Origin of the sequence: Pseudomonas sp. P7759 (assembly GCF_013386445.1) — a bacterium.
GTDB classification, from domain to species: domain Bacteria; phylum Pseudomonadota; class Gammaproteobacteria; order Pseudomonadales; family Pseudomonadaceae; genus Aquipseudomonas; species Aquipseudomonas azotoformans_A.
Genome location: NZ_JACART010000066.1, coordinates 1 through 24,470, shown reverse-complemented (window position 1 = coordinate 24,470; position 24,470 = coordinate 1). Strand labels below are relative to the sequence as shown.

Annotated in this window: 22 protein-coding genes; 6 read left to right on the top strand and 16 right to left on the bottom strand. The window is 60.1% G+C overall.

The window, feature by feature from the left end; translation table 11 throughout:
* A partial coding sequence (locus HX823_RS29825) for a DUF3995 domain-containing protein (RefSeq protein ID WP_177078207.1) occupies positions 1 to 425 on the bottom strand: 425 nt, incomplete at its 3' end.
* 93 nt (positions 426 to 518) lie between these two features.
* Between HX823_RS29825 and HX823_RS29820 the strand changes: the two genes are divergently transcribed.
* A complete protein-coding gene (locus HX823_RS29820; RefSeq protein WP_016975551.1) occupies positions 519 to 908 on the top strand; it encodes a DUF2946 domain-containing protein in 390 nt (129 codons plus the stop codon).
* A 95-nt stretch (positions 909 to 1,003) separates the two neighbouring features.
* The gene (locus HX823_RS29815) at positions 1,004 to 3,130 is read left to right on the top strand and encodes a TonB-dependent siderophore receptor (RefSeq protein ID WP_177078205.1); all 2,127 of its coding nucleotides are present in this window, start codon (positions 1,004 to 1,006) and stop codon (positions 3,128 to 3,130) included.
* A 79-nt stretch (positions 3,131 to 3,209) separates the two neighbouring features.
* Here the strand turns inward: HX823_RS29815 and HX823_RS29810 are convergent, their stop codons facing one another.
* Positions 3,210 to 4,226, bottom strand: a complete 1,017-nt coding sequence (locus HX823_RS29810) for an ABC transporter substrate-binding protein (RefSeq protein ID WP_038848511.1) — start codon at positions 4,224 to 4,226, stop codon at positions 3,210 to 3,212.
* 133 nt (positions 4,227 to 4,359) lie between these two features.
* Positions 4,360 to 4,809: a hypothetical protein gene (locus HX823_RS29805; RefSeq protein ID WP_174890956.1), complete on the bottom strand. Its 450-nt coding sequence runs from the start codon at positions 4,807 to 4,809 to the stop codon at positions 4,360 to 4,362.
* A gap of 417 nt (positions 4,810 to 5,226) precedes the next feature.
* On the opposite strand from HX823_RS29805, the gene HX823_RS29800 reads away from it, so the two are divergent.
* From HX823_RS29800 to HX823_RS29790, 3 genes are all read left to right on the top strand, one after another.
* Positions 5,227 to 5,502, top strand: coding sequence for a hypothetical protein (locus tag HX823_RS29800; protein ID WP_177078203.1), 276 nt, complete (start codon positions 5,227 to 5,229; stop codon positions 5,500 to 5,502).
* 110 nt (positions 5,503 to 5,612) lie between these two features.
* Positions 5,613 to 5,843 carry a hypothetical protein gene (locus tag HX823_RS29795; protein ID WP_038848515.1) on the top strand — a complete coding sequence of 77 codons (231 nt, stop codon included), beginning with the start codon at positions 5,613 to 5,615 and terminating at the stop codon, positions 5,841 to 5,843.
* Positions 5,844 to 5,910: 67 nt separating this feature from the next.
* Positions 5,911 to 6,147 (top strand): DUF2789 domain-containing protein, encoded by a 237-nt coding sequence (locus HX823_RS29790; RefSeq protein ID WP_038848516.1) that lies wholly within the window; start codon positions 5,911 to 5,913, stop codon positions 6,145 to 6,147.
* A gap of 7 nt (positions 6,148 to 6,154) precedes the next feature.
* Here the strand turns inward: HX823_RS29790 and HX823_RS29785 are convergent, their stop codons facing one another.
* The 3 genes from HX823_RS29785 to HX823_RS29775 form a co-directional block, all read right to left on the bottom strand.
* A complete protein-coding gene (locus tag HX823_RS29785; RefSeq protein WP_034104418.1) occupies positions 6,155 to 6,358 on the bottom strand; it encodes a hypothetical protein in 204 nt (67 codons plus the stop codon).
* Between the two features lie 115 nt (positions 6,359 to 6,473).
* A complete protein-coding gene (locus HX823_RS29780) occupies positions 6,474 to 7,706 on the bottom strand; it encodes a methyl-accepting chemotaxis protein (RefSeq protein WP_371317991.1) in 1,233 nt (410 codons plus the stop codon).
* 543 nt (positions 7,707 to 8,249) lie between these two features.
* Positions 8,250 to 8,654, bottom strand: coding sequence for a TraR/DksA C4-type zinc finger protein (locus HX823_RS29775; protein WP_010564800.1), 405 nt, complete (start codon positions 8,652 to 8,654; stop codon positions 8,250 to 8,252).
* Between the two features lie 374 nt (positions 8,655 to 9,028).
* Here HX823_RS29775 and HX823_RS29770 point away from each other — a divergent pair, with 374 nt between their 5' ends.
* Entirely contained in the window at positions 9,029 to 13,735 is a 4,707-nt protein-coding gene (locus HX823_RS29770; protein WP_177078199.1) for a hypothetical protein, read from the top strand.
* A gap of 44 nt (positions 13,736 to 13,779) precedes the next feature.
* Here HX823_RS29770 and HX823_RS29765 read toward each other — a convergent pair whose 3' ends face one another.
* The 10 genes from HX823_RS29765 to iolE form a co-directional block, all read right to left on the bottom strand.
* The gene (locus tag HX823_RS29765) at positions 13,780 to 14,802 is read right to left on the bottom strand and encodes an ABC transporter permease (protein ID WP_016975559.1); all 1,023 of its coding nucleotides are present in this window, start codon (positions 14,800 to 14,802) and stop codon (positions 13,780 to 13,782) included.
* 26 nt (positions 14,803 to 14,828) lie between these two features.
* Positions 14,829 to 16,382, bottom strand: coding sequence for a sugar ABC transporter ATP-binding protein (locus HX823_RS29760; protein WP_177078197.1), 1,554 nt, complete (start codon positions 16,380 to 16,382; stop codon positions 14,829 to 14,831).
* A 65-nt stretch (positions 16,383 to 16,447) separates the two neighbouring features.
* Positions 16,448 to 17,377 carry a sugar ABC transporter substrate-binding protein gene (locus tag HX823_RS29755; protein WP_038848453.1) on the bottom strand — a complete coding sequence of 310 codons (930 nt, stop codon included), beginning with the start codon at positions 17,375 to 17,377 and terminating at the stop codon, positions 16,448 to 16,450.
* A gap of 48 nt (positions 17,378 to 17,425) precedes the next feature.
* On the bottom strand, positions 17,426 to 17,602 hold the full coding sequence (locus HX823_RS29750) for a hypothetical protein (protein ID WP_177004141.1): 177 nt from the start codon (positions 17,600 to 17,602) through the stop codon (positions 17,426 to 17,428).
* A 127-nt stretch (positions 17,603 to 17,729) separates the two neighbouring features.
* Entirely contained in the window at positions 17,730 to 18,758 is a 1,029-nt protein-coding gene (locus HX823_RS29745) for a Gfo/Idh/MocA family oxidoreductase (RefSeq protein ID WP_177078195.1), read from the bottom strand.
* 155 nt (positions 18,759 to 18,913) lie between these two features.
* A complete protein-coding gene (locus tag HX823_RS29740; protein WP_177078193.1) occupies positions 18,914 to 19,924 on the bottom strand; it encodes a Gfo/Idh/MocA family protein in 1,011 nt (336 codons plus the stop codon).
* A gap of 19 nt (positions 19,925 to 19,943) precedes the next feature.
* On the bottom strand, positions 19,944 to 21,875 hold the full coding sequence (gene iolD, locus HX823_RS29735) for a 3D-(3,5/4)-trihydroxycyclohexane-1,2-dione acylhydrolase (decyclizing) (protein WP_177078191.1): 1,932 nt from the start codon (positions 21,873 to 21,875) through the stop codon (positions 19,944 to 19,946).
* 10 nt (positions 21,876 to 21,885) lie between these two features.
* The gene (locus HX823_RS29730) at positions 21,886 to 22,701 is read right to left on the bottom strand and encodes a TIM barrel protein (RefSeq protein WP_177078189.1); all 816 of its coding nucleotides are present in this window, start codon (positions 22,699 to 22,701) and stop codon (positions 21,886 to 21,888) included.
* Positions 22,702 to 22,730: 29 nt separating this feature from the next.
* Positions 22,731 to 23,519 (bottom strand): 5-deoxy-glucuronate isomerase, encoded by a 789-nt coding sequence (iolB, locus tag HX823_RS29725; RefSeq protein ID WP_033898212.1) that lies wholly within the window; start codon positions 23,517 to 23,519, stop codon positions 22,731 to 22,733.
* 3 nt (positions 23,520 to 23,522) lie between these two features.
* Positions 23,523 to 24,410, bottom strand: a complete 888-nt coding sequence (gene iolE / locus HX823_RS29720; protein WP_177078187.1) for a myo-inosose-2 dehydratase — start codon at positions 24,408 to 24,410, stop codon at positions 23,523 to 23,525.
* Between the last annotated feature and the right edge of the window lie 60 nt (positions 24,411 to 24,470).

Genomic DNA, 24,470 nt, shown 5'->3' with positions numbered 1-24,470 from the left:
ACCACCAACAACCCCACCCCCAACACCAGGCACAACGGCGAATAAAAATACGTATCCAACCGCGCAAACCGCGAACCACTGACCTTCTTGAAAAACCCCACCAACTCCGAATCCCCAATCGCCCTGGCAAACATCACCACCGCAATCGCACTGATCCCCCACTGCAAGGCCCCGTGGGACACCGCCGAGAAATACAGCCCCGCCCGCAGACATACCATCAATGCAATCCCCACCAACCCCATGGCAACCAGAAAAGTAGCCAGCGCCGAGGGTTTGAACGCCGATTTCGGCCCGCGAGCGAATTCGCCGGGCAATTGGGGGATAGCGGCCTGGAAGCCGAGTTTTCCGCCGGCAGCCCAGTACAGATGCACCATGCTGATGAAGGTGAAAATGCCGACAATCCATCGTGCGACAACAAAGCTCATGGCTGGCTCTCCCTTAAAAGGTGCGAAAGAGGATAGTCGCCTGGAAATTTTTTGCAGGCATTTCGTCGGCAGCTGATGGTAAAGTGCCGCCCCATGAAAATCGCTCGTGCCGACCGCTCGCTCATTGCCTGGATGCTCTATTGCTGCGTCCTGTTCAATGTGTTCGCCTGCAGTATCGGTCATGGGCAGATGGTCGGGATGCAGCTCAATGGCATCGGCGGTCAGTTTTGTACCGTAGACCCGCGCACCCAGGCGCCCAAGCCGTCCAACTCCACTGAAGAGAACCTGCCAACGCTGTCCAAGGCGTTTGGTTGCCCGCTGTGTTCCACCGGTGGCATGGGCCCGGCGCTGAGTTCCAGCTTGAATGTGGCAGTACTGCCACAGCCCCATGCACCGCCGCCGGCCATTGTCCTGGCTGCCGACATTCCTGCCCGCTTTACCTGGCCTGCGGCTAATCCGCGCGCACCGCCTGCTTTCGCCTGATCCCTTCGCTTTCCAATCTGCACTGACCACCGTTTCCGCGAGGACGTACGGGCGGCTGTGCGTTGTTTTCAAGCCAAGTTTTTCAGGATTCAACCATGAAACATCTTCCCCTGTTGGCGGGCCTGTTCGGCTGCCTGCCTGTCTGCGCCTGGGCCCTTGAGTTGGCCCCGACCACCATTGATGGCGAACAAACCGTCGAGCCTGGCCTGGCCCTGGATCAATCCAGCGGCATGGCTTCGCGCTTGGGCTTGAGTGTGCGCGAAACCCCGGCGTCGGTGGCAATCGCCAACCGCAATGACATCGAGCGCCACGGCGCCAAGACCTTCCGCGATGCCGCCAACACCTTGCCTGGCGTGAATGCCAGCGCCCCGCCAGGATTTGGCGGGTTTGTCTCCTACCGTGGCTTTACCAGCAGCCAGATCACCCAGATGTTCAACGGGATCAATATCGCCACCGGCCTGGCCCGGCCAGTGGATGCGTGGATCTATGATCGGGTGGAGCTGGTAGGCGGCCCCTCCTCCTTGATCAACGGCGCCGGCTCCGTGGGCGGTTCGCTCAACTACGTGACCAAGCTGGCCACCCGCGAGGAACAGGCCGCCGAAGGCCAGCTCACCTATGGCAGCTATGACACCGCCGGCATGGCGTTTGGCCTCAATCACGCCCTGACCGAACCCGGCGCCGAGGTGCAGCACTACGCGCGCCTGGATGTAAGCCGCAACACCAATCACAGCTACATCGACCGCGACCAGCGCGACGCCTGGAGCCTGGCGTTTTCCCTGCTCAGCGACCTCACGCCCAACCTGTCTCACACCCTGGCGCTGGAATACCAGGATGAGCATGAAGACAGCCCTTACTGGGGTACGCCGGTGCTCAATCCCAAAGTGGGTGAGCTTAAGATCGACAAGCACAACCGCTTCAACAACTACAACGTTGCTGACGGCCGCTATGAACAGCGCACGATCTGGGCGCGCTCGATCATCGACTACCGCCTCAACGACAACACCACCCTGAAAAACACCCTCTATCACCTGGACAGCCAGCGTGATTATCGCAACCTGGAAACCTACCAATACAACGCCGATAACAGCGCGGTGAACCGCTCGACGGCCTATCAGGTACGCCACCAGGGCGAACAGAACGGCAACCAGTTCGAGCTGCGCCACGATGACAGTTTTTTGGGCCTATCGACCACCTGGTCTGGCGGTTTCGAATACAAGGTCAACAGCACCACCAACACCCCGTTGAATGTGCCGGGCAACAGCAGCGTGGATCCGAACCACTACAACCCTGGACACTTCTACGACATCCCGCGAACCCGTGAAAAGTTCGGCAAGGACAAGACCAACGAGGTCACCACCAAGGCGCTGTTCGTGGAGAACCGCCTGGGGCTCACCGATAAACTTTCGCTGCTCACGGGCCTGCGTTACGACGCCATCGACCTGGACGTCACCAACCACCGCGCGATCACCGCCACCAATCCCCGCCACTTCAAGCGCAGCTGGGAACCGGTGACCGGTCGCGTCGGCCTGACTTACCAGTTCATCCCGTCGGCCAATGTGTATGTGCAATACAGCACCGCCGCAGAGCAGCCGAACACCACCACGCAAGTGTTTGATGTCTCGACGGGCAAACAGTGGGAAGTGGGCAGCAAGTTCGATTACCTGGACGGCCGTGGCTCGGCCACCGTGGCCGCGTACAAAATCGAGCGCAAGGATTTTGCCGTGACCGACCCGCAGGACCCGACCAACAGCATTCCGGTCGGCGCGCAGTCATCCAAAGGCATCGAGTTGGCCAGTTCGTTGCGCATCACGCCAAGGCTGCTAGCAGAGGGCAACTTCGCCTGGGTCGACGCCGAGTACGACGACTTCAATGAGAAAATCGCCAGTGGCGCGGTGGTCTCGCGTAAAGGTAATACGCCAACCAACGTGCCCAAGCGCGTGGGTAACCTGTGGCTGACCTATGATTTTGCCGAAGATTGGCAAGGGGGCGTGGATGCGCGATATGTGGCCGAGGTGTACGCGGATAACGCCAACACCCAGACGGTGCCAGCCTACACGCTGTTCGGCACGTTCCTGCGCTATAAGGTCGACTCGCACACCTCGGTGACGGGCCGGGTGCGCAATTTGACGAATGAGGTGTATGCCGAATTTGCGCATGTGTCGCCGGCGTATTACCTGGGCTCGCCGAGGACATTTGAGCTGGCGGTGCAAACCAAGTTCTAGCCTTGGAAAAACAGGCCAATGTGGGAGCTGGCTTGCCAGCTCCCACAATTTGATCCTCACCTGGCAGTTAGATCCGGGATCATTTCAGGCTTGCCTGAACCTTCTGCGCCACATCCTCGGTCAACCAGGCCTTCCAAACTTCTGGGTGTTCCTTTAAAAACGCCTGGGCCACGTCCCGTGGCGCCGTATGATTTTCACTCATGGTTGCCAAGGCTTTGTTCAGCGGCTCAATCGGAAACTCAACCTTCTCGAAGAACTGCGCAATCTGCGGATGCTCCTTCTGGAACGGCGTCGACACCCCGATACTCAACTTGGACGCCAACGAGCGCGTGGGCTTCGGATCAGGATTATCCGCATCCGTCAGCGTCTTCCACGCCTCGGCATCAAAGGGCGGCTCTTCCAGTTGGATCAACTTGTAGCGCCCCATCAGCGGGGTTGGCGACCAGTAGTAGAACAGCACCGGTTTGCCCCGGCGGATTGATGAGGCGATCTCGGCATCCAGTGCCGCGCCCGAGCCACTGCGGAAGTTCACATAGCTGTCGTCCAACCCATAGGCCTTGAGCTTCTGTTTGTTGACCACTTCCGAGGTCCAGCCGATGGGACTGTTGAGAAAGCGCCCCTTGCCGGGGGATTCCGGGTCCTTGAACACATCTTTGTAACGCGCCAGGTCCTTCACGCTCTTGAGCTCCGGCGCCAAAGGCTTGATGCCTTTGGCGGGGTCACCCTTGACCACGTATTCCGGCACCCACCAGCCTTCAGTCGCGCCTTTGACCGTATCGCCCAACCCAACCACTTTGCCTTCGGCTTCGGCCTTGACCCACACCGGACTGCGGCCGGCCCATTCTTCGCCGATCACCTGGATGTCGTTCTTCGCCAGGGCGGTCTCCAGGGTGATGGTGGTGCCCGGCAAGGTATCGGTGGGCAAGTCGTAGCCCTTCTCGACGATCACCCGCAGTACTTCGGTAATCAGGCTGCCGCTTTCCCAGTTCAAATCGGCAAAGTGTATCGGGGCCTCGGCGGCCGAAACCGGCAGAGGGGCCACTGACAGACTCAAGGTCGTCAGGGAGGCAGCCAGCAGTGTTCTCAATCCTTTCATGCCCTTGCACCTCGCGATAACGCAGCAGACAGCGGACGGCTTTGCTACGTATGCGCGAAGCCTCTGAATAGTTAAGTCAACTCAACTGTAGTAGAGGTTCCGGGAGATAAGGGGTGTTCGAGGAATTTGATGCTTATTCGCTGGCCTTGAAGGTTACCAGTTCGCCCTTGCGCCATTTGGCGGCCTTGCCGGTCACGGCCTTCAGGGTCTTGGTCAGGCCTTCCTGCAACTGCTCGTTGGCGGCAAACACCAGCATCACACTGTGGCCTTCCTTGAACACGATGCCCTGGCCTTCGGCCGAGGACACAAAGGCGTAGTCGCCCAGGCCATAGACGGTCAACTTGATGTCGCGAAACTTCAGCTCGAACTTGCCACCTTCACGGCTGGGTAATACCGCTGCGCGAAAGTGATCGCCGACCTTGAGTTCCAGGCGCGGCTTGTCATCCACAACCAATGCCGCCTCGGTATCGATTTCGGCGATGTAGATGCCTTCCGGCGTCTGCTCAGTGATGTAAACAAAACGGGATTGAAACTGCTTTACCAACTTTGCGCGCAAATCACCCAGCACGAACAACGCGTGCATATCCAGATTACTGACTGCCAAGGAAACGCCCCCACATCGAAAAGAGCGCCGTCCGCCAGAGCGGGCAGCACAAAAAAACGGCCATTACGGCACGATCACATCACTCATTCTTTGAAAAAAACTGAAGAAGAACCCGCTGTCACACCATAAGACTAGTACAGACGTACGCGATGGACCTTGTGCAAGGTCATCTGGCAGCACAGGAGATCACAGGTTCAATGGCCCGAGAATACGGGCCGACCCACTTCAGAAAATAACCCAATTAAAAATGCAGTTTTCCGACACGCAAACACAAATAAACACGCTGTCATGGAACCGGGCGCTGGTCGTCGACGACAATACTAAAACAGCAGTACCGATTAAAACCACCCAAAACGTTGCAATCAAGTCAACCAGATCGATCGAAAGGAGCAGGCCATGCAACGATCAACCTACAATGCAATGTCTTCGCACACCCATTCATCACGTCAGGCCGAGGCTCAATACTACCGCTTGGGCGGCTTCGACGGGTACTCGGATTCGGTTCTTTACCAAGTCGTACCTGCCGGCAAGAATTTCTTTCATATTCGTGAAGTGCTCAGTGGTCGAATAAAAGGCTTTCGCAGCGGCCATGTCAAGGCGTGTGAACTGGCCAAGACACTTGAAGCCCAGCTGCAAGCCCCTCACGGAGCAGTCGTTTCGTCCGCGCGATAACTTAACTGCGCCGCCGACCCGCAACAACTGCCATACTGGCCCGTCCGCTGAAGTTTGTGCCCTGCGGGCCAGGTTTCTCCAGTGCAGTTATCTCCAAGGGAAGGCTCTACGTGACGGAATTTGATATCGGCGAATTTTTCATCCATGGCGACGCAAGGGAAGTAGACGGTGAGTTCCAAGCAGTGATCATCATGCGGGCCAAGCCTCCGCTGACCACTGTGACTACACACCAGGTGGAAAAAGACCGTTGGTTCAAAACCGTTGACGCTGCTGCCATTGCAGCCAAGGAATCCGCCAAGGCCTTGAAAGCTGCTGTGGATGCCGGGGCGTTGAATTCCTGACAATCCGATAGAACTCTGCTGCGCCACGACCCTCCCATGCATAACCACCCCCTGCATGGAGAACGATATGGACGCGCCAATCCCTACCCTCGAAACCCTCTTCGAACAATTGGGCCTGGACTCAACCCCGGACGCCATCGACGCGTTTATCGTCGCGCACCCTTTGCCGGAAGACGTAAAGCTGATCGATGCACCGTTCTGGTCTGAACAACAAGCGGCCTTTCTGAAAGAGGAGCTGCGCGAGGATGCTGAATGGGCGATTCCCGTGGATGAGCTGAATCAACGTCTGCATCAATCGCAATAAATCCGTCTCAATGCAGGCTGTCCGACTGTTCCAGGCGCAACAGCGCCTGCCAGGCAGCCCTGCACTCCTCCGCCTCATCGCGACTGGCGAACGCCGTACCGCGCTGCTCACCGTTGAGCAACACCACCCAGCATGCCTTCTGGCCCAGTGCACGCAGGGTTGGGGGTACGCCACTGCCTATCATCACGGCAACATCGACTTTGTTTTGCATGAAGCTTCTCCGCAGCATTAGTTAGCTGGCTAACAATGTTGGCCATGCTACGGTTTTCTTCCAGTTGGAAAAAGCTATCCCCGGAATAGCTCCATTGCATAAACGGCAACAATCCCTAGCGCCCGCCCTTTACTGCCTCGGGTTTATAGCCCAGGCGCAAGCCGCCCCAATGCCGGCCCTTGACCATGATCGGCACCGACAAGTCATGCATCAGCTCTCCGGTGTCGCGGGTATAGGTTTGCAGCAAAACCGCCTGCTGGTGGCTGCCACAACGGATCCCGGTGCGGTCTTCGAATTTGCGTTTGGTGCGGTTCTGCACCGCATCCACCTGCGCATCGCCGGTCAGCGCATGGGAAAACGCCTTGTTATGCGTCGGCACATAGCCCTGCGGCGTACAGGCAATGGCAAAGACCAGGCCTTCATGGCGTGGCAGCAGCGCTTCTTGGATTGCCGGCAACACCTGGTCGGTGTAGCCGTCGAACCGGGTGTGGTACTTGCTCGGGCGGGTGTTGGCGATCGGTGTGTAGCTGCGGTCGAACAGGTCATCCAGGCTGATGCGGTTCTGTTGCACGTCGGCTTCGAATTGCGCAGCAATCCGGCTCGCCCCCTCGCGCGCCAGGTCGTAGATGCGCTGGTGATAGTCATCCAGCCCGACTTCCGCCAGGCGCTCGCTGATGGTTTCGGCCTGGCCTTCCATCTGCACGGCAGCGTCGGCCAACTGGCGGGTTTGCTGGTCGCTGACGGCCAGGTCACTGCGCATCTGTTCCACCGCGTGAAACAGGCTGTCCAGCTGAGTGCGATTGGTGTCGGTGCCCTGGGCGATCTCATTGACCTGGCCTTCCACATCGGCCGCCAGGCTGGCAATGCTTTGCAACTGCTCGCCGGCATGCTCCACCTGCTCGACACCGGTATGCAGGTCCGCCGAGAGCTGGCGAATCTGCTCCACCACCTGGGCGGTGCGTTGCTGGATATCTGCGACCATCACCCCGACTTCATCGGTGGCCGTGGCCGTACGCCCCGCCAACCCACGCACTTCATCCGCAACTACCGCAAACCCGCGCCCATGCTCACCGGCCCGCGCCGCTTCGATGGCCGCGTTGAGTGCCAGCAGATTGGTCTGGCTGGCAATGGACTGAATCACCAGGGTCACCCGCTGGATTTCTTCGCTGCGCAGGCTCAAGGCTTCGATCAGTTCACGGCTGGCATTCGCACGCTGGCTGAGCTGGTGCATGCGGGTGATCGACTGGGCCAGCACTTCACGGCCTTCGGTGCTGCGTTGATGGGCCTGGCTGGCGGCACCAAGCGCTTCGCGGCTGAGTTGGGAGGTGACCTTTTCAGTGCCGATCATCACCTCGGCACTGCTGACAATCTGCTTGGCCGCGCCCAGCTGCGATTGCACGCGCGCCGCCAGTTGCTTGACCGAATAGGCCACACCGGCGGCGGACAATGCGTTATGACTGGTGGTGTAGGACAGGTCGCGTGTCAATTCGCCGATGGCATCGACGGCATCGGAAGATGCGATAACAGATGTGCGACTTTTCAATCGAGGCAGCCAGATCACCAGCAGAGCCAGTGGCAGGCAAAGGTAGAGCGGCAGGCTGGCGAGCGCCAACCCAAGCAGGACCAACACCAGGGCGGTGCTCTGCAACAGGGGCGTCAGCCAGCCGGGCAGCCCGCGCGCCACCGTTTGCGGTGACACTGCTGCGCCCATCAGAGATCCGTCTCCAGCCATCTTCGTTACCCCACTGCTTGTCATTATTGTCGCTGCATTAAACGCCACTATCGGGCCATTATCCATGGGCCTTTAGTGGGGTGGCTTGCAGCAGATCAATAGACGGGGTGTAACGGGTCATTTCCGGGGAACCGCTGGACGGTCCCCCGCTTCACCGCATCAGGCTTGGCGCTGATGCTTGTCGATCTGCTCGTGGCGCTCTTGCGCTTCGATGCAGTACTTGGTGGTGGGGCTGATCAGCAGGCGCTTGAGACCGATAGGCTCGCCGCTGTCATCGCACCAGCCGAAGGAATCTTCCTTGATGCGCTCCAGTGCACGCTCCAGCTGCGGCAGCATGCGCTGGTCGCGGTCAATGGCGTTGACCAGCCAGGTGCGCTCTTCTTCAACGGAAGCAGCGTCAGCCGGGTCAGCCGGGGTATCCAGGCTTTCAATGGCGATACGGTTCTGCTCAATGCGCTCGTGGTGTTCCACTTTCATGTCTTGCAGCAACTGCTCGAAAAAAGCGTGCTGTTCGGCATTCATGTAGTCATCCGCCGGCATGGCCAGCAACTTTTCCTTTGTCATTGATTTCTCTATAAAAAATACGTGCATTAAGGCGAATAAGGGAGCGTTCCGGAAGGCCTCTGCAGGTCTCGGAAGGGCGCCATCCATTTCAAGCGCCACCCGGCACTCAATTTACGAGGGGCGGCAGTCTAAGGCCGACTTGAGGGCGCAGCAACTGAAAAGACAGGCAATTTTTCCGAGATAACCCCCAAAAGCACCAGGACGGGCTCGGCGAATGGTCATCGGAGTGCGTTTATAGCAAGAAATTCAGTGTTGTGGAGCTATATGCAAGACGAATGGTTGATTCAATACCCAGCAATACATAGCACCCAGCAAGGAGTGAGAGCGTATTAGCTAAGGCCCCTTACGCGTTATCACGACGAAAAGGACCCGCTATGCCCCTCACTTCATCACTTGCCGGCGAACCGCTCACCGGCGCCATCAACACCCAATTCGCCTCGCGCCCGACGCTGGACGCCGTTGCTCGACAACTGCTGGCCACCGAGATAGCTCAGCGCTTCCCGTCTTTAGCCATCGACCTGAGCGTTACCCAACTGCTCATCCCGACCTCTCGCGGTGGCTGGAGCCGGCAACGGCTCATGCCATTAGTACTCGACTTCCTTGCCAACGGTACGGCACTGGACTTCAGTGATCGTCATGGGCGCAGTTGCCAGCTCAGTGACCAACCGCCCATTGCCCTGACGCTTGCAGATGCAGGGCCACTGGACATGCACGCCATCCAGGCGCTGATCGAGGCACTGCCCCGGACCCTGCCCATCGCCTTGCAAAACAGCCTCGCCGCTTATTGGAATGAAGCCGCTGATAGCGGTATGTCGCGCTGGCACTGGCTTAGCGATGTAGTGAGGGACACCCTGCACATGATGGTCATCCAGGAGAATGACCTCATGCCACAAGAGCGCGAAATGCTCGACCAACTGATCAACTACCCCGACCTTGACCAGCGCATCACCCGTTACGGTGATGCTGCTGTGCATGCCTATCATCCGCTGGTGAACTTCACAGCGGGCAAGGAAGCACAACAATTGATAGGGCCAGATTTGATTCTGATACCCGTGATCAATGGCAAATCCCACATCCTATGGTGTCCGCTGGCAGGCGGTTACGAGCGGTACGACACCATGGATTCAGCCCTGCAATACTGGGCCCATCGGCAGGGGCAGGATACGGTGATAGAACGCATCACCACCCAGCGCTTTGAAACGGACGGTCATTTATTTGATGCGCAGTCAGGGATCATCCTCAACCATCAGTTGCAGCAACTGCACAACCTGAAACTGGGTACCCCGTTCGGGCTTGTCGCCTTGCGCGCGGTGTACCGGCAGATTACCGACCCCGTCATGAGCCTTGCCAACACAGCGCTGTACACCTCCCAAACGCTGGTGTCCCTGCGCCACGACCTGCCGCAATGGCTGAGCCAAGCCACACCCGCTGAACGCATGCACTATCGGCACTACAGCTTGAAACTGGCGAGCGCGAAAAAACGCAGTGAAGGCCTGACCTTCCTCAGCGACCTGCCGGATATCCGCACCTTCACTCAAACGGCCCTGCTTAACCAACTGAAGCAGGATGAAATACGCCTGGGCAAGGTCCGCCCGGAACAGTCCCAGGCCGCACAGTTTCAACCTGAAGATCTGCAGCTCACTTTTCATGTTGCTGCCGGCTATCCAGGTGGCGCCGGTTACGTCGAAAACGTTCACATGAACTTGACGGACCTGGCGATCAACAATCTGCAAAGCCAGCCTCGTGGGCAACTCACGGTTGCCCATCAAAACGGGCAACCTTTGCCCGTGTGGCTCACGGCCGACTACATCCTGGGTCACGCTGGCCTGATTCAACAGGTCAACATTGGCAAGACTTACCCTGAGCTGCTCAAGGCCAAGCTCCTGGGCGACAGCGACGAAACGCGTCGACGAGAGCAGCGCTTTGCCGAGCAAGCCATCGCACAACTGCCCCTGCTTGCGCTGGAATCCAGCCTCAAGCGGGTAAACGGTTTCACGCCGCAGGGCGCCACTTACGTTGCAGCGCTGGTAGGCAGCCAAGAAGGCGAGCGTCCTACAGACGGCCAAGCCATCGTCATTCGGCAATTGGCCTTGGTACACAAACCCGAGGCAGCCGCTGATACGGTCGCCGATATGTACATCATCGAACCGGAGAGCGGCCAGGCCGGCCCACACATTTTATACCGCCCACTGTATTCCGACGCGTTGCTGCAATTCGCCAGCCGCGCGCAGTTACTGCAAGCAATCGCTGCGCCTGGCGAGCTGCAAACCAGCGTGCTGACCTGGCTCAGCGAGGGTGCACGGCCGATTTATGCCAACGGCGGGTTCCAGCAGCCCCATTACGTCAGGTTTGGTGCTGGCGATGAGTTTGAACGGCCGGAAATACCGGCGCCTGTGGCCCTCGCCGAGAATGGCGCCAGCTCTGAGCTGTTGCAGTTCCAGGCCAACGGCCAGTTGATGCAGTCCCTCTATGGAGCCAATGCAAGGGCACTGGTCGATCAGGCTGAGCGTGAATCCATTTCTAACGCTGAAAGCCGGTGGCGGGTTTTCCTTGAGGGTGCCGGGCTGCTGTTCAACACACTCCTGCTGCCGCTGGCACGTGGGCCGCTCATGCTCAGCGGTTGGCTGCTGAGCTTGCTGGGCAGCGCCAATCGGGATATCCCTGCGCTCAACAGCCAGGACCCGGTAACACGGGAACTGGCTTGGGCCGACCTGCTGCTGAACGTCGGCATGCTGATGTTGGAGCTGGCCCCGACACCGGTAAGCCCCAAACGGCTCTTGTCGGACGATCTCAAGTGGCAGGCCATGCGCTCGCCGTTCCAGCGACGCGTCGTGGAACAGTGGCCGCCCTACCCGGCCGCGACCTTCAACCACGGCGCCGTCATGCTCGGCGGCGGCAGCCCAGGGCTGATCAACAGCGCGCTCGACTTCAGCTTCGCCAGCGCACGCCAGCGGCTGACTGCCGACCAACAGCAACGCCTGAGCAAGCTCCAAGCCCCAAAACCCGAGGTATTGCCTGCCCCTGTGACCCATGGCTCACATAAAGGCCTGTATTACCATCTGCGCGATTGGTATGCGCTGATCGACACCGGTTGGTATCAGGTACGCCTGGAAGCTGACGGCATAGTGATCGTCGACCCGTTCAACACTCAACGCCACGGCCCGTACCTGCAATCGGATGGCCTGGGCAACTGGTCACTCGACCTGCGCCTGCGCCTGCGCGGCGGCATGCCACCCAAGCGGATTGCCGCTGCACGTGAACGTAACGCACAGCGCAAACAGCAGCTGATTGAGGCACAGGCGAGCTTTATCGGCGGTCAACAGCACGCCTTGCAGACCAAGGTCGACACCGCGCAACAACTGATGAACCGTGCTGGCAGCGACCCCAAATACAACGATGCAGCTCGCGCCAACACTCGCAAAAACTTCGACAAAGCGTTGCACGAACAGATAAACGCCTACGGGGAGCTCCTCGGCAGTCGCAAGGAGCGCAGCGAACTAGGGATCCCGATGCCCGTCAACGTACAGGCGGTGTTTCTGGAGAACAGCGTGAACAACGCGCGTAAATCGGTGGTGGTGGGCGACATGGACCGCCAGGCCCTGTACGCCGAAAACCCTGACCTGAGCGCATCCTATGAACAGGCGCTGCCGTCGATTCTCCTCAACCAGCCGCGTTATGCGCAGTTTCTCAAAGACATGAGTCAAATCAACGAGCGCCAGATCCAGGCCCTGGAACTCAAGGACCGTTACCTGCAGGAGCTGTATAACCTCGGCCAATCCGGGCTCGAAGGGTTCAGCCGCCTGACGCTTAACCGCCCCGATGAACTCAGCGCGCTTTCCCTTAAATACCTTCAATTGCAAAACCTCAAATACCTGAGCCGAAAGAACTGGCGCACCGGCTTGTTTACCAATGAGCTGGACCTCGTCCTGGATCCGTTGGGCCCGCACCTGCGCACCCACAGCGACCTGAACCTGCATAACCTCAGTCCTTCCGACCGTATGGAGGTACTCGACAGCCTGCTCGTGCAATACGGCCAGGCGGTGGACGCACTGCAAGGCGTGGCACTCGTCCATGCCGACGTGCTGGACAATACGCACTTCCTGCCTTTGCAAGCCCTCGTCACGTCGCTGTACCACGACGTGGTGCAACAACTCGCGGCCGAGGTCAAACCGCTAACCGGAGCACCGGCCCGGCCGCCCAAACGTGCGCTGGCTACCGCCGGCAAGCCACAGAAAAGAGTGATCAAGACGCGCCGGCAAGGCTTCCTGATCGGCGACGTCAAACCCGCCGGCAGCACCTTGCCTGTCGAAGTGGTGGAAGTGCGTTCCGAACAGGCCGACCAGCTGTTGGCCACCTACTCTCAGCACGAAGACGGCTGGGACGAAGTGCGCGAACAAGGCCGCGCCCTTGCTCAGCCTACGATGCCGGCCACGCGTGCCCTGAATGTGGTGAAGGGTGAAGCGCGCAAACGTGCCAGGGAGTTGCAACCGATCATCCAACGCCAGGAGGGTTACGCCAAGCTGTCCAGATTCCCGATTGAAATACAGGAGAGCCTAGAGGCCGAGGCGGCACGTTTCGCCGAGCTGGCAGGCGAACTGGAGCGGGCTATCGAGGCCCAGCCCTTGGATCTGAAGGTCGCGGCCGACCGCGACCTGGCAGCCGAACTGCGTAGTGCATCCGCCACGTTGATCGCCAAAGGCCGCGAGCTGCGCATCCAGCGCTCACTGGACCTGGCGCCCACCGACAGTCATGTAACGTACCTGCTCGAACAGGACAAAATCCAACTGGCCAGCCTTGGTCCACGGGTGGCGTTGCGCGGGGATCGGCGCGATTTTATCCAGGAATATGCCGTCAACGACAAACGTGGTTTCCCGCTGTGGTACGCGCACTTTCATTACGCCAAAGCCGATACACCCAAGGCCGAGTACAGCGTGGCCCATCTTAAAACCAGGGCGCAGCGCACCGAAAGCTACTACGCACTGCTAAACAAGGCGCAAAGCCCACAGGGCGTGGTGGATGTGCATCGAGGGGAAATCAGCCGGGAACTGGCCAATCGACGGTTCTTGCCGCTGGCGCCTTGACGTGGAAGGGGCTTGCCCCTCCCACGAATTGGTGTGTGTAGGCCTCAGCGTTTGAGTTTGCGCTTGTTGCGGTACTGGTCGATCACCACCGCCACCACAATGATCAGGCCCTTGATGATGTCCTGGATATACGCGTCCACACCGACGAAGGTAAACCCACTGGCCATCACCCCAAGGATCAGCGCGCCGATCACAGTGCCGGTGATGCGCCCTACTCCGCCCGCCAGGCTGGTGCCGCCGATCACCGCCGCAGCAATCGCATCCAGCTCATAGGACATGCCCATGCCGGCCTGGCCGGTGGCGGCACGTGCCGAGGCCACCACACCCGCCAGGCCAGCCAAGAGTCCGGCGATGCTGTACACGATGATCAAGTGGCGTTTGACGTTGATGCCCGAGGTACGCGCCGCCTGCATGTTGCCGCCGATGGCGTAGGTGTACTTGCCGTACTTGGTGTAACGCAGGGCGATATGGAAGATCACCGCTACCACCAGGAAGATGATCACCGGCATCGCGCCATGGCCGATGGCCGTGTAGGAGTCCGAGAGCATGCTCACCGGCTGGCCTTCGGTGTAGTAACGCGCCAGGCCACGGGCCGAGACCATCATGCCCAGGGTCGCAATGAACGGCGGGATGCCGGTAACGGCAATGATGCTGCCGTTGATCGCCCCCGCCAGCAGCCCCACGCCCAGCCCCATCGCCACCGGGATCCATACCGGCAAGTCGGTCAGGCTCGGGAACACCGCACGGGAAAAGTCGGAAGTCTGGGCCAGACTCGCGGCGATCATCGCCGACAGCGCCAGCACCGAGCCGGAGGACAGATCAATCCCCGTGGTGATGATGACCTGGGTCACACCGATCGCCAGCAGGCCGATGATCGACACTTGCAGGATCATCAGCACCAGGCGCTGGGAGTTCATCAGGAAACTCTGGTCCCGCACGATCCAGCCGAACAGCTCGAAGACCAGGCCGATGCCGATCAGCACCAGGAAGATGCTCAGCTCGGTGGGCATGCGTCGACGACTTTTAGTGGGCACCGTCGCAGGTTTGTTGTCCGTTATTGCGTTCATAGCCAATCACCTTCTTATTCTGTACGTCAGTGGACTGCCGTCATCCCGGAGGCCAACTGCATGACTTTTTCCTGGGTCGCATCGCTGCGGTCCAGGGTGCCCATCAATTCGCCTTCGTGCATCACCATGACCCGGTCGCTCATGCCCAGCACTTCGGGCAATTCGGAGGAAATCATGATCACGGCCATGCCTTCGCTGGCGAGGAATGAAATCAATCGGTAGATCTCGGCCTTGGCGCCCACGTCAATGCCACGGGTGGGTTCATCGAGGATCAGCAGGCGCGGGTTGGTCATCAGCCAGCGCGCCAGCAAGGCCTTCTGCTGATTACCGCCGGACAAGGTGTCGATGCACTGCTCGAGGGACGGGGTTTTTACCCGCAGCTTCTTGCACATGTCTTCGCACAGCGCACGCAGGGCTTTTTGCTGGATAAAGCCGTTGCCGGTGTAGTGCGGCAATACGGCCATTTCCATGTTTTCCAGGACCGACAGGCACGGGAACAGGCCACTGAGCTTGCGATCCTCGGTCAACAGCGCAAAGCCTTTTTCGATGGCCATGTGCGGGTCGGTAATGCGCACCGCCTTGCCATCCAGGGTGATCTGGCCGCTGCTGCTGGGGGTGATGCCAAAAATGGTTTCTGCCACGTTGGTGCGGCCCGAGCCCATCAGGCCGGCGATACCGAGGATTTCGCCTGCGTGCAGGTCGAACGATACGTCCTTGAACACGCCGTCCAGTGTCAGGTCGCGCACCGTCAGCAACAGGTCGCCGATGGGCGTCTCGCGCACCGGGAACAACTGGCTCAGTTCACGGCCGACCATCATCGAGATCAGGCTGTCGCTGTTCATGCTGTCGGCGCGCTGCAGGCCGATGTAGTGGCCGTCGCGGAACACCGCCACTTCATCGGCGATGGCGAACACTTCGTTCATTTTGTGGGTGATGTAGACGATGCCTTTGCCCTGGGACTTGAGGTCGGCAATGATCGAAAACAGGTGGGCCACTTCCTTCTCGGTAATGGCCGATGTCGGCTCATCCATGATCAGGATGTCGGAGTCGTAGGACACCGCCTTGGCAATCTCGACCATCTGCCGCTCGGCGATGCTCAGGTTGCCCACGTGTTCCTCGGGGTCCAGGTTGATGCGCAGGCGCGCCAGCAATTGGGCAGTGCAGCGGTGCATTTCGCGGTGGTTGACCATGTGCAGGCTGTTGAGCTGCTCGCGGCCGATCCAGATGTTCTCGGCGATGCTCATGTGCGGCATCAGGTTGAGTTCCTGGTGGATCATCGCGATCCCGGCCTTCTGGGCCGCCAGGGGTGTTTCAAACACGATCGGCTTGCCACGCAGGCGGATTTCCCCGGCGTCGGGCTGGTAGATGCCGGCGATGATTTTCATCAGCGTCGACTTGCCCGCACCGTTCTCGCCCATCAGCGCCAGCACGGTGCCGGGGCGCACCCGTAATTGCACGTCGGCCAGGGCCACGACGCCGGGAAAGCCTTTGCTGATATTGACGATTTCCAGCAGGTAGGGTTCTTCCAGCGGCTGGGGCTGGATACCGGGAGGCTGCGAGACAGTCGCTTGAGCGAGCATAGGGAGGTACTCCATCGGCAGGGCGGGCACGACCGCCCTGCCGGCTTATTGTTGTTATGTAGGGACTATTTGAAGTCTTTGACGTTGTCCGGGGTGATCAGCTGGAACGGGATCACCACGTTCTGCTCGATAGGCTCGTTCTTGGCCATCTTGCGCGCCGTCTCGACCGACTTGTCGGCCTGACCCTTGGCGTCCTGGAAGGCCGACACGGTCATGTCACCCTTGGTGATCGCGTTCAGGCCATCCGGCGTGCCATCGACACCGGCGATCAATACGCCCTTCTTCCCCGCAGACTTCAGGGCCATGGACGCGCCGATGGCCATTTCATCGTTGTTGGCCAACACCGCGTTGAACTCACGGCCCTGGGTCAGCCAGTCGTTGACCAGGGTCATGCCCTTGTCACGCAGCCAGATGCCGGTCTGCTCCTGTTCAATCTTGATACCGGGGTATTTAGTCAGGACTTCCTTCACGCCCTTGGTACGGTTGGTGGTGGAGTTGTTTGCCAGGTCGCCGAGCAGGATCACGATGTTACCTTTGCCGCCGAGTTTTTCAGCGATGTACTGCATCTGCAGCTTGCCGGCCTCGACGTCGTCGGACGTCACTGCCGCGACGCCTGGGGCCAATGTCGGGCTGTCAGGACGACGGTTGACAAACACCAGCGGGATTTTTGCTGCGGTGGCGGCCTTGATGATGTTGGCCGTCGACGCGGTGTCTACCGGGTTGACGATGATCGCGTCGACTTTCTGACTGATAAAGTTCTCGACCTGGCTCAGTTGCTTGACCACGTCGGCACGGGCGTCTTCGAACTGCAATTGCACGCCATCGCCCTTGGGATAGGACTTGGCCTGCTTGTCCATGTCTTCGCGCAGGTAGGTCAGGAAGGTGTCATCGAAGGCGGACATGCTTACGCCTATCTTCAGGTCGGCAGCCGAGGCAACACCGCTGGCGAGCAGCATGGACAAGGCCAGGGCGGTAAAACGGATCGGGGTCTTCATGAACGGTCTGTCTCCACTTTCTTGTTGGTTTTTTGGACGTTGCGTTTATCAGAGCTCGGCAGGCAGCCGGACGACGGGTGCACCGGGAATGCAGCACACCAGCGCGCCTTTGTTTTCGACGCACAGCACATTAAGGAAGGAGAAGTAGAACGGCCGGGCGCGGGGCAGACCGCGTGGCGCTTTGGCAGGGCGTAAAACTCGCAGTACAGCGTTGAAGATTTTCATCTGACGGTACCTGGTTGTTTTTGATCTTGTTTTTGTTGAGTCGCCCGGATCGAGTCCAAACGTACTTTATGCAACCTAGAAAAGACTTTATTGGAAAATAATTTCCATATCAACCTGTTTTAGAATTTTATTCTATTTTTGTTGAAACCACCTGCTGGCGCTCGGCGCTGAGCCGTGCGGCGTCCAATATACGGGTGGTTTCCAGGGCGTCATAGGCGTCCACCGGCAACGGCCCCTGCCCTTGTACCGCCAATTGCAACTGCCGATAGAACTGTGTCCAGCAGCCCTTTTCCGAGGGGACTCGCTCACGCTCAGCGCCTTGTTCGAACCAGCCCCAGCGTCGATGCTCTTCGGCGCCCCAATGCTCGCCTTCGGTTTTCGGCGACTTGCCGGCCATTAGCGCCTCTTCCTGACCGTCCAGGCCTTCGACGGTGTAACAGCCTGCGCTGCCACTGACGCGAAAACGCGGTGCCTGGCTGTTTTGCAAGGCGTTGCCCCACAGATGGGAGATCACGCCGTTGGCATGGGTCAGGGAGACAAAGAAACCGTGATCCACCGTGGGGTGTTCGGCGGTGTAATGCAGCTGGGCAAACACCCGATCCACTGGGCCGAATAGTTGCAACGCCTGGTCGACCAAATGGCTGCCCAGGTCGCGCAGCCAGCCGCCACCGCTGGCGTTGCCCACGGCCTGCGGGCTGTAGCGTTCCACGCGGGATTCAAAGCGGGTGATCTTGCCCAGGGCGCCGGCATCGATGAGCTTGCGCAGGGTCAGGTAGTCCGAATCCCAACGCCGGTTCTGGTAGACGCTGAGCAGCGTGCCCTGGCGCTCGGCGGCGGTGATCAGCGCCTGGGCCTGTTCGGCGTTGGCGGCGAAGGGTTTGTCGCTGACCACGGTGACACCGTGTTCGATGGCCTCCAGCACCAGGGCCGGTCGGCCTTTGAGGGTGGTGGAGATGACCAGGGCGTCGACGCCGGCCTCGACGATCTGGCCGATGGAGTCGAAAGCCTTTACACCGGGAAGGTCCGTGTTCAATTGCTGTCGGCGCTCGGGTGAGCGTGTTACCACGCCAACAAACGTGGCGCCGGGCAGTGTTGCAATCAGCGGCGCATGAAAGAAGCGCCCTCCGTGGCCGTAGCCGACCAGTCCAATTCGCATACATACACTCCTCAATTGAAGTGGAAACCCAATTCAACTGTGGGAGCGGGCTTGCTCGCGAAAGCGGTGTGTCAGATGAAGATTTTTGTCTGACATGCCGCTTTCGCGAGCAAGCCCGCTTCCACACTGATTGCATTCCACCTGTGCGATGGTGATCAGCCGTAGAAGTGCGGACGATCCGGCAGGCTCACCTTCACAATCTGCTCACTGTTCTGCGCCTCGATGCACGCATCCGCCGCCACCGCCGCGGCAAAGCCATCCCAGGCCGAGGGCCCGCCGACCTGGCCGGCACGTACACTGTCGATAAACGCCTGCAACTCCACGTCATAGGCGCCGATAAACCGGTCCTTCCAATCCATCAGGATCGCGTTGGACAGCTTCGCGCCACTGCGCAGTTGCACTTGTGACGGCTCCGGCAGCTTGGCGATGCCGGTCTCCCCCACCACTTCGCACTGGATGTCATAGCCGTACTGGCAGTTCACGAACACTTCCACATCAATGCGCGTGCCCTTGGCGGTTTCCAGCAGCACGATCTGCGGGTCGCGCAGATGGGCCAACGCCTTGCTGGATTTACGCGGGAACACCACTTGTACCGACACGTAGTCATCGTTGAGCAGCCAGCGCAATACATCCAGTTCGTGGATCAGCGTGTCGGTGATCGCCATGTCGGTCTTGTAGTTCTCGCCCACCGTCGGGTTGCGGTGCGCGCAGTGCAGCATCAGCGGCTCGCCGATCTGGCCGCTGTCGATCACGGCTTTGAGGGCACGATAGCCTTCGTCGTACGGGCGCATGAAGCCGACTTGCACCAGGCGCTTGCCGAACGCCACCTCGGCATCGACGATCTTGCGGCAGCCTTCGGCGGTGACCGCCAGGGGTTTTTCGCAGAACACCGGTTTGCCGGCGGCGATGGCGGCGAGCACGAACTCTTCGTGGCTCGGCCCCCAGGAGGTGACAAGTACCGCTTCAACTTCCGGGGAATTGATCAGCGCATGACCGTCGGCGTACACCTCGGCGCTGATGTTCAAGTCAGCCACCACCTTGGCGGCCTGCTCCAGGTTGATGTCGGTCACCGCCACCACCTGGCTGTTGAGCAAGATCTGGCTGCAACGACGGATATGGTCCCGGCCGATAGCGCCTGTACCGATGACACCGAGCTTCAAAGACATACAAACACTCCTCTTTTTATTAGTACTGCCGGGCCTTCGCCAGGTGTTCATTGAGTTTTTTTGCGGCGGCATTCGTGCGTTCGCTGGTGGAGACCTGCGCCACGCCCACCCGCCACCACGACAGGTAGCCGTGGATCATGGTTTTGGGCAGCACCTTGATATCGATCAACGTGGACACCGTTTGCGTACGCGCATCGGCCAGCGCGGCTTGCAACTGTTCCACGCTGCTGACCTTGTAGGTCTTGCAGCCATAGGCCGCTGCGCTCATGGCGAAGTCCACCGGCACCAAGCCACCGTCGAGCTTGCCGCTCTCAGGGTTGCGGTAGCGGAACTCGGTGCCAAAGCTGTCCATGCCGTTGCCGATCTGCAGGTTGTTGATGCAGCCGAAGGCCATGTTGTCGAGCAGCACCACGTTGATCTTGCGCCGCTCCTGGATCGAGGTGGCCAGCTCCGAGTGCAGCATCATGTAGGAGCCGTCACCGACCAAGGCATAGACCTCTTTGCTCGGCTCGGCGAGTTTCACGCCAAGGGCGGCGTTGATCTCATAGCCCATGCACGAATAGCCGTACTCGACGTGGTAGGTGTTCACGCCCTTGCTGCGCCAGGCGCGTTGCAAATCACCGGGCAGGCTGCCGGCGGCGGCGACGATGATGGCGTCGTCGGCCAGGGTTTCATTCAGCACGCCCAGCACGCGGCTTTGGGTCAGGCACGAGCCGGTCAACTCGATAAATTCACGCAGCACCGCGCGGTCCAGATGGTCGTCGACCTCAGGCACAAAATCGTCACCGGCATATTCGACCTGATGCACACGGTCCACTTCGGCGTCCAACTGCGCCTTGGCCTCGCTGATCTGCCCGCCCCAGCCGGAACGGTAATCGCCCAGGGCATCCGCCAGTGCTTCCAGGGCGACTTGGGCGTCGGCCAACACCTGCACGCCGTCCAGCTTCAGGGCGTCACACGGGCTGATGTTGAGGTTGAGAAACTTGACGTCGGCATGCTTGAACAGCGATTTGGACGAGGTGGTGAAGTCGGTATAGCGCGTGCCGATGCCAATGATCAGGTCAGCCTCGGGCGCCAGCAGGTTTGCCGCCAGGCAGCCGGTTTCACCAATCCCGCCGACATTCAGCGGATGGCTGGACACCACGGCGCTCTTGCCCGCCTGGGTTTCCGCGAAGGGAATCTCAAAGCGTTCGGCAAAGGCTTGCAGCGCGGCATTGGCGCCGGAGTACTTCACACCGCCACCGCAGATGATCAGCGGCTTGCGCTTGCCGCGGAACGCCGCCAATGCATCACTGATCATCGAGGCGGTCGCCGGACGACGGTCGATGCGGTGCACGCGTTTCTGCAGGAAATAATCCGGATAATCCCAGGCCTCGGCCTGCACGTCCTGGGGCAATGCCAGGGTCACCGCGCCGGTCTCGGCCGGGTCGGTCAGCACGCGCATGGCGTGGATGGCGGCGGTCATCAACTGCTCGGGGCGGCTGATGCGGTCCCAATATTTGCTCACCGAACGGAAGGCATCGTTGGTGCTGATGCTCAAGTCGTGGAACTGCTCGATCTGTTGCAGCACCGGGTCAGGCTGGCGGCTGGCGTAGACATCGCCGGGCAGCAGCAACAACGGGATGCGGTTGGCCGTGGCGGTCGCGGCGGCGGTGAGCATATTGGCGGCGCCTGGGCCGACGGAGGCCGTACACGCGTAGATCTTGCGGCGCAGGTGCTGCTTGGCGAAACCGATGGCGGCATGGGCCATGCCCTGCTCGTTGCGGCCTTGGTGCACCACCAGGTCGCCGGCATCCTGCTCCAGGGCCTGCCCCAGGCCCAGCACGTTGCCGTGGCCGAAAATCGTGAACACCCCGGCGACGAACTTGCTCTGCACGCCGTCGACTTCGATGTATTGGTTATCCAGGAACTTCACCAGGGCCTGGGCCATGGTCAGTCTTGTTGTGGTCATCTCGCGCCCCTTATCGTTTCTGCAGGTGGGCGATGCTTGCCCCCAACGCCTGCTGGATATCCGCCAATGCATGCACGCTCTCGGCAAACGGTTCGAACGACAGGTAGCCGCTGTAGCCGGTGCTGAGCAAGGTGTCGATCTGTGCGGCGTTGCCCAGGATGTCGCCCTCGCCCACCAGCACGCGGTGGCCGTCGCGAATCGAATTCAGCGGCGCCTCGCTATCGTCCACACCGGAGATATGCACCAGCCCGGTCAACTCCGGGAAGAACTCGTGTTCGCTGGCCAGGTGATGATGGAAGGTGTCGTGCACCAGGCGGAACACATCCAGGCCGCCGATGGATTTGATCGCCTCCACCGCCACACGCTTGCGTCGCAGGGCACATTCCTCAAAACCCAGGGGCTCGATAAAGCCGAGAATCCCGTAGTCCCGCAGGATCGGCGCCAACTCGCTCAAGGCCGTGCGCAAACCGGCGGCACGCTGGGCTTCGTTGCGCGTGTCGCCCGGCTCATTGAGCGGGCACATCACCAGGCCCTGGGCCCCGCATTCACGGGCGTAGGTCGCCAGTTTGATCGCCTGGGCCCGGCGTTCGTCGTTCCACACATCAAAGGGGTACAGCGCGTTGATCGACAGCACGGTGATGCCCTGCACCGCGCACAGTTCACGCACGCGGCTGGCCGGGGTGCCGAACTCGATCTGCTTGTCGGCCAGGTCATTGCGGATCTCGATGGCATCGCACTTGAGCGTTGCGGCCAACTGGATGAAATCCGGAAGGGACAGGTGGGGAGCGACCATGCGGTTAAGGGCGAAACGTAGAGGCGACTTCATTTATTGTTGTTCTCCGTCCAAACCGCTGATTAGAGGTCCAGCAGCCAGCTGTGCTGCGGGTCGTTGTGGAAATGCCAGGCACGCTTGGGGCCGGCCATCACGTTCAGGTAATAGGACTCGTAGCCATAGGGCACGCTGACCGGGTGGTAACCCTTGGGCACCACCACCAGGTCGCTGTTTTCCACGGCCATGGCCTGGTCGATGCTGCGGTCGTCGGTGTAGACGCGCTGGAACACGAAGCCCTGGGGCGGGTTGATCTGGTGGTAGTAGGTTTCTTCCAGGAAGCTCTGGTGCGGCAGGTCGTCGGTGTCGTGCTTGTGCGGCGGGTAACTCGACGAATGCCCGGACGGCGTGCGCACTTCCACCACCAGCAGCGAATGGGCCGGCTCGCTGTCGGGCAGGATGTCGCACACGTAGCGGGTGTTGGCGCCCTTGCCGCGTACGCTGCGCTTGCAGTTTTCGGGGCGGATCAGCCGAGGTTCGTAGCCCTCTGCGCCCGGCGCGGCGCACACGGCAATCTGTACGTCGCTCAACGCGGTGACCTGGGCATCGGTGCCCGGCGGCAGGTAGGCGGCGAACGGCGACTTGTCTTCGAACACCGATTGGCGATCACCCAGGTTCTGCCAATTGAAGCCTTCGCCTTCGATGTTCACCCGGCCGCTGAGCAGCACCAGGCACAGTTCTTTATCACCGGCACTGACCGGCAGGGTTTCCCCCAGGCTCAGGCGGTAGGCGCAAAAACCCACGTACTCCAGGCGCCCGGCTTCGAGGGCGACCATGGTCTGGCCGCGCTTACTGCTTTTGACCAACAAGCTCATCACTCAAGTCCTCTCGTTGAGAAGCGCACGCAGGGTGTCGTAGCCTTTTTTCGCATAGATATAGCTGGGTGCCACCGCCGGATCCTGCTCGGCTTCCACCACCAGCCAGCCCTCGTAATGCGCGGCCAGCAGTACATCAAGCAATTGCGCAAAGTCGATGTCGCCATCACCGGGCACGGTGAAGGTGCCGTTGACGATGCAGTCGGGAAAACTCCACATCTGGTTGCGCGCCAGTTGCACCACAGGCTTGCGCACGTCCTTGAAATGCACATGGCAGATGCGGTCGATGTGTTTGCGCAGCACCTCGATAGGCTCACCGCCGCCCATGTAGCAGTGGCCCGAATCGAACAGCAGGCCGACTTCAGGACCGGTGCGGCGCATCAGTTGGTCGATGTCTTCCGGGGATTCAACATAAGCGCCCATGTGGTGGTGGTACGCCAGGCGCACGCCCTGGGACAGGGTGAAGCGCGCCAGTTCAGTGAGTTTGTCGGCGTAGTCCTGCCAGGCCTGTTCGCTGTGAAAGCGCGGACGTTCGATCAGGCGGATGCGCGAGCCCTGGATCGAATCGGCCACCTCGCCGTAAACCAATACCTTGGCGCCGTTTTGCTTGAGCAACTCGACATGCCCGGCGATGGCCTCGATTTCTTCGGCCACCGAGCGCCGGGCCAGGCGGCTGGAGTACCAGCCGGAAACCAGCGCCAGGTCATAGGGGCGCAACACATCGCCGACGCCCTTGGCGTCCTTGGGGAATTTGCCGTTGAGTTCAAAACCTTCGTAGCCGATTTCCCTGCCTTCGCTCAGGGCGGTGCTCAAAGGCGTTTCACCACCCAGGGCCGGCAGGTCGTCGTTGCTCCAGGAGATCGGGTTGATGCCAATTCGGATTGCGGGCATGGCTGCACCTTTTATTGTTTTTCAAAGTTGCATGAGATCTGCTTTATGTGGGAGCGGGCT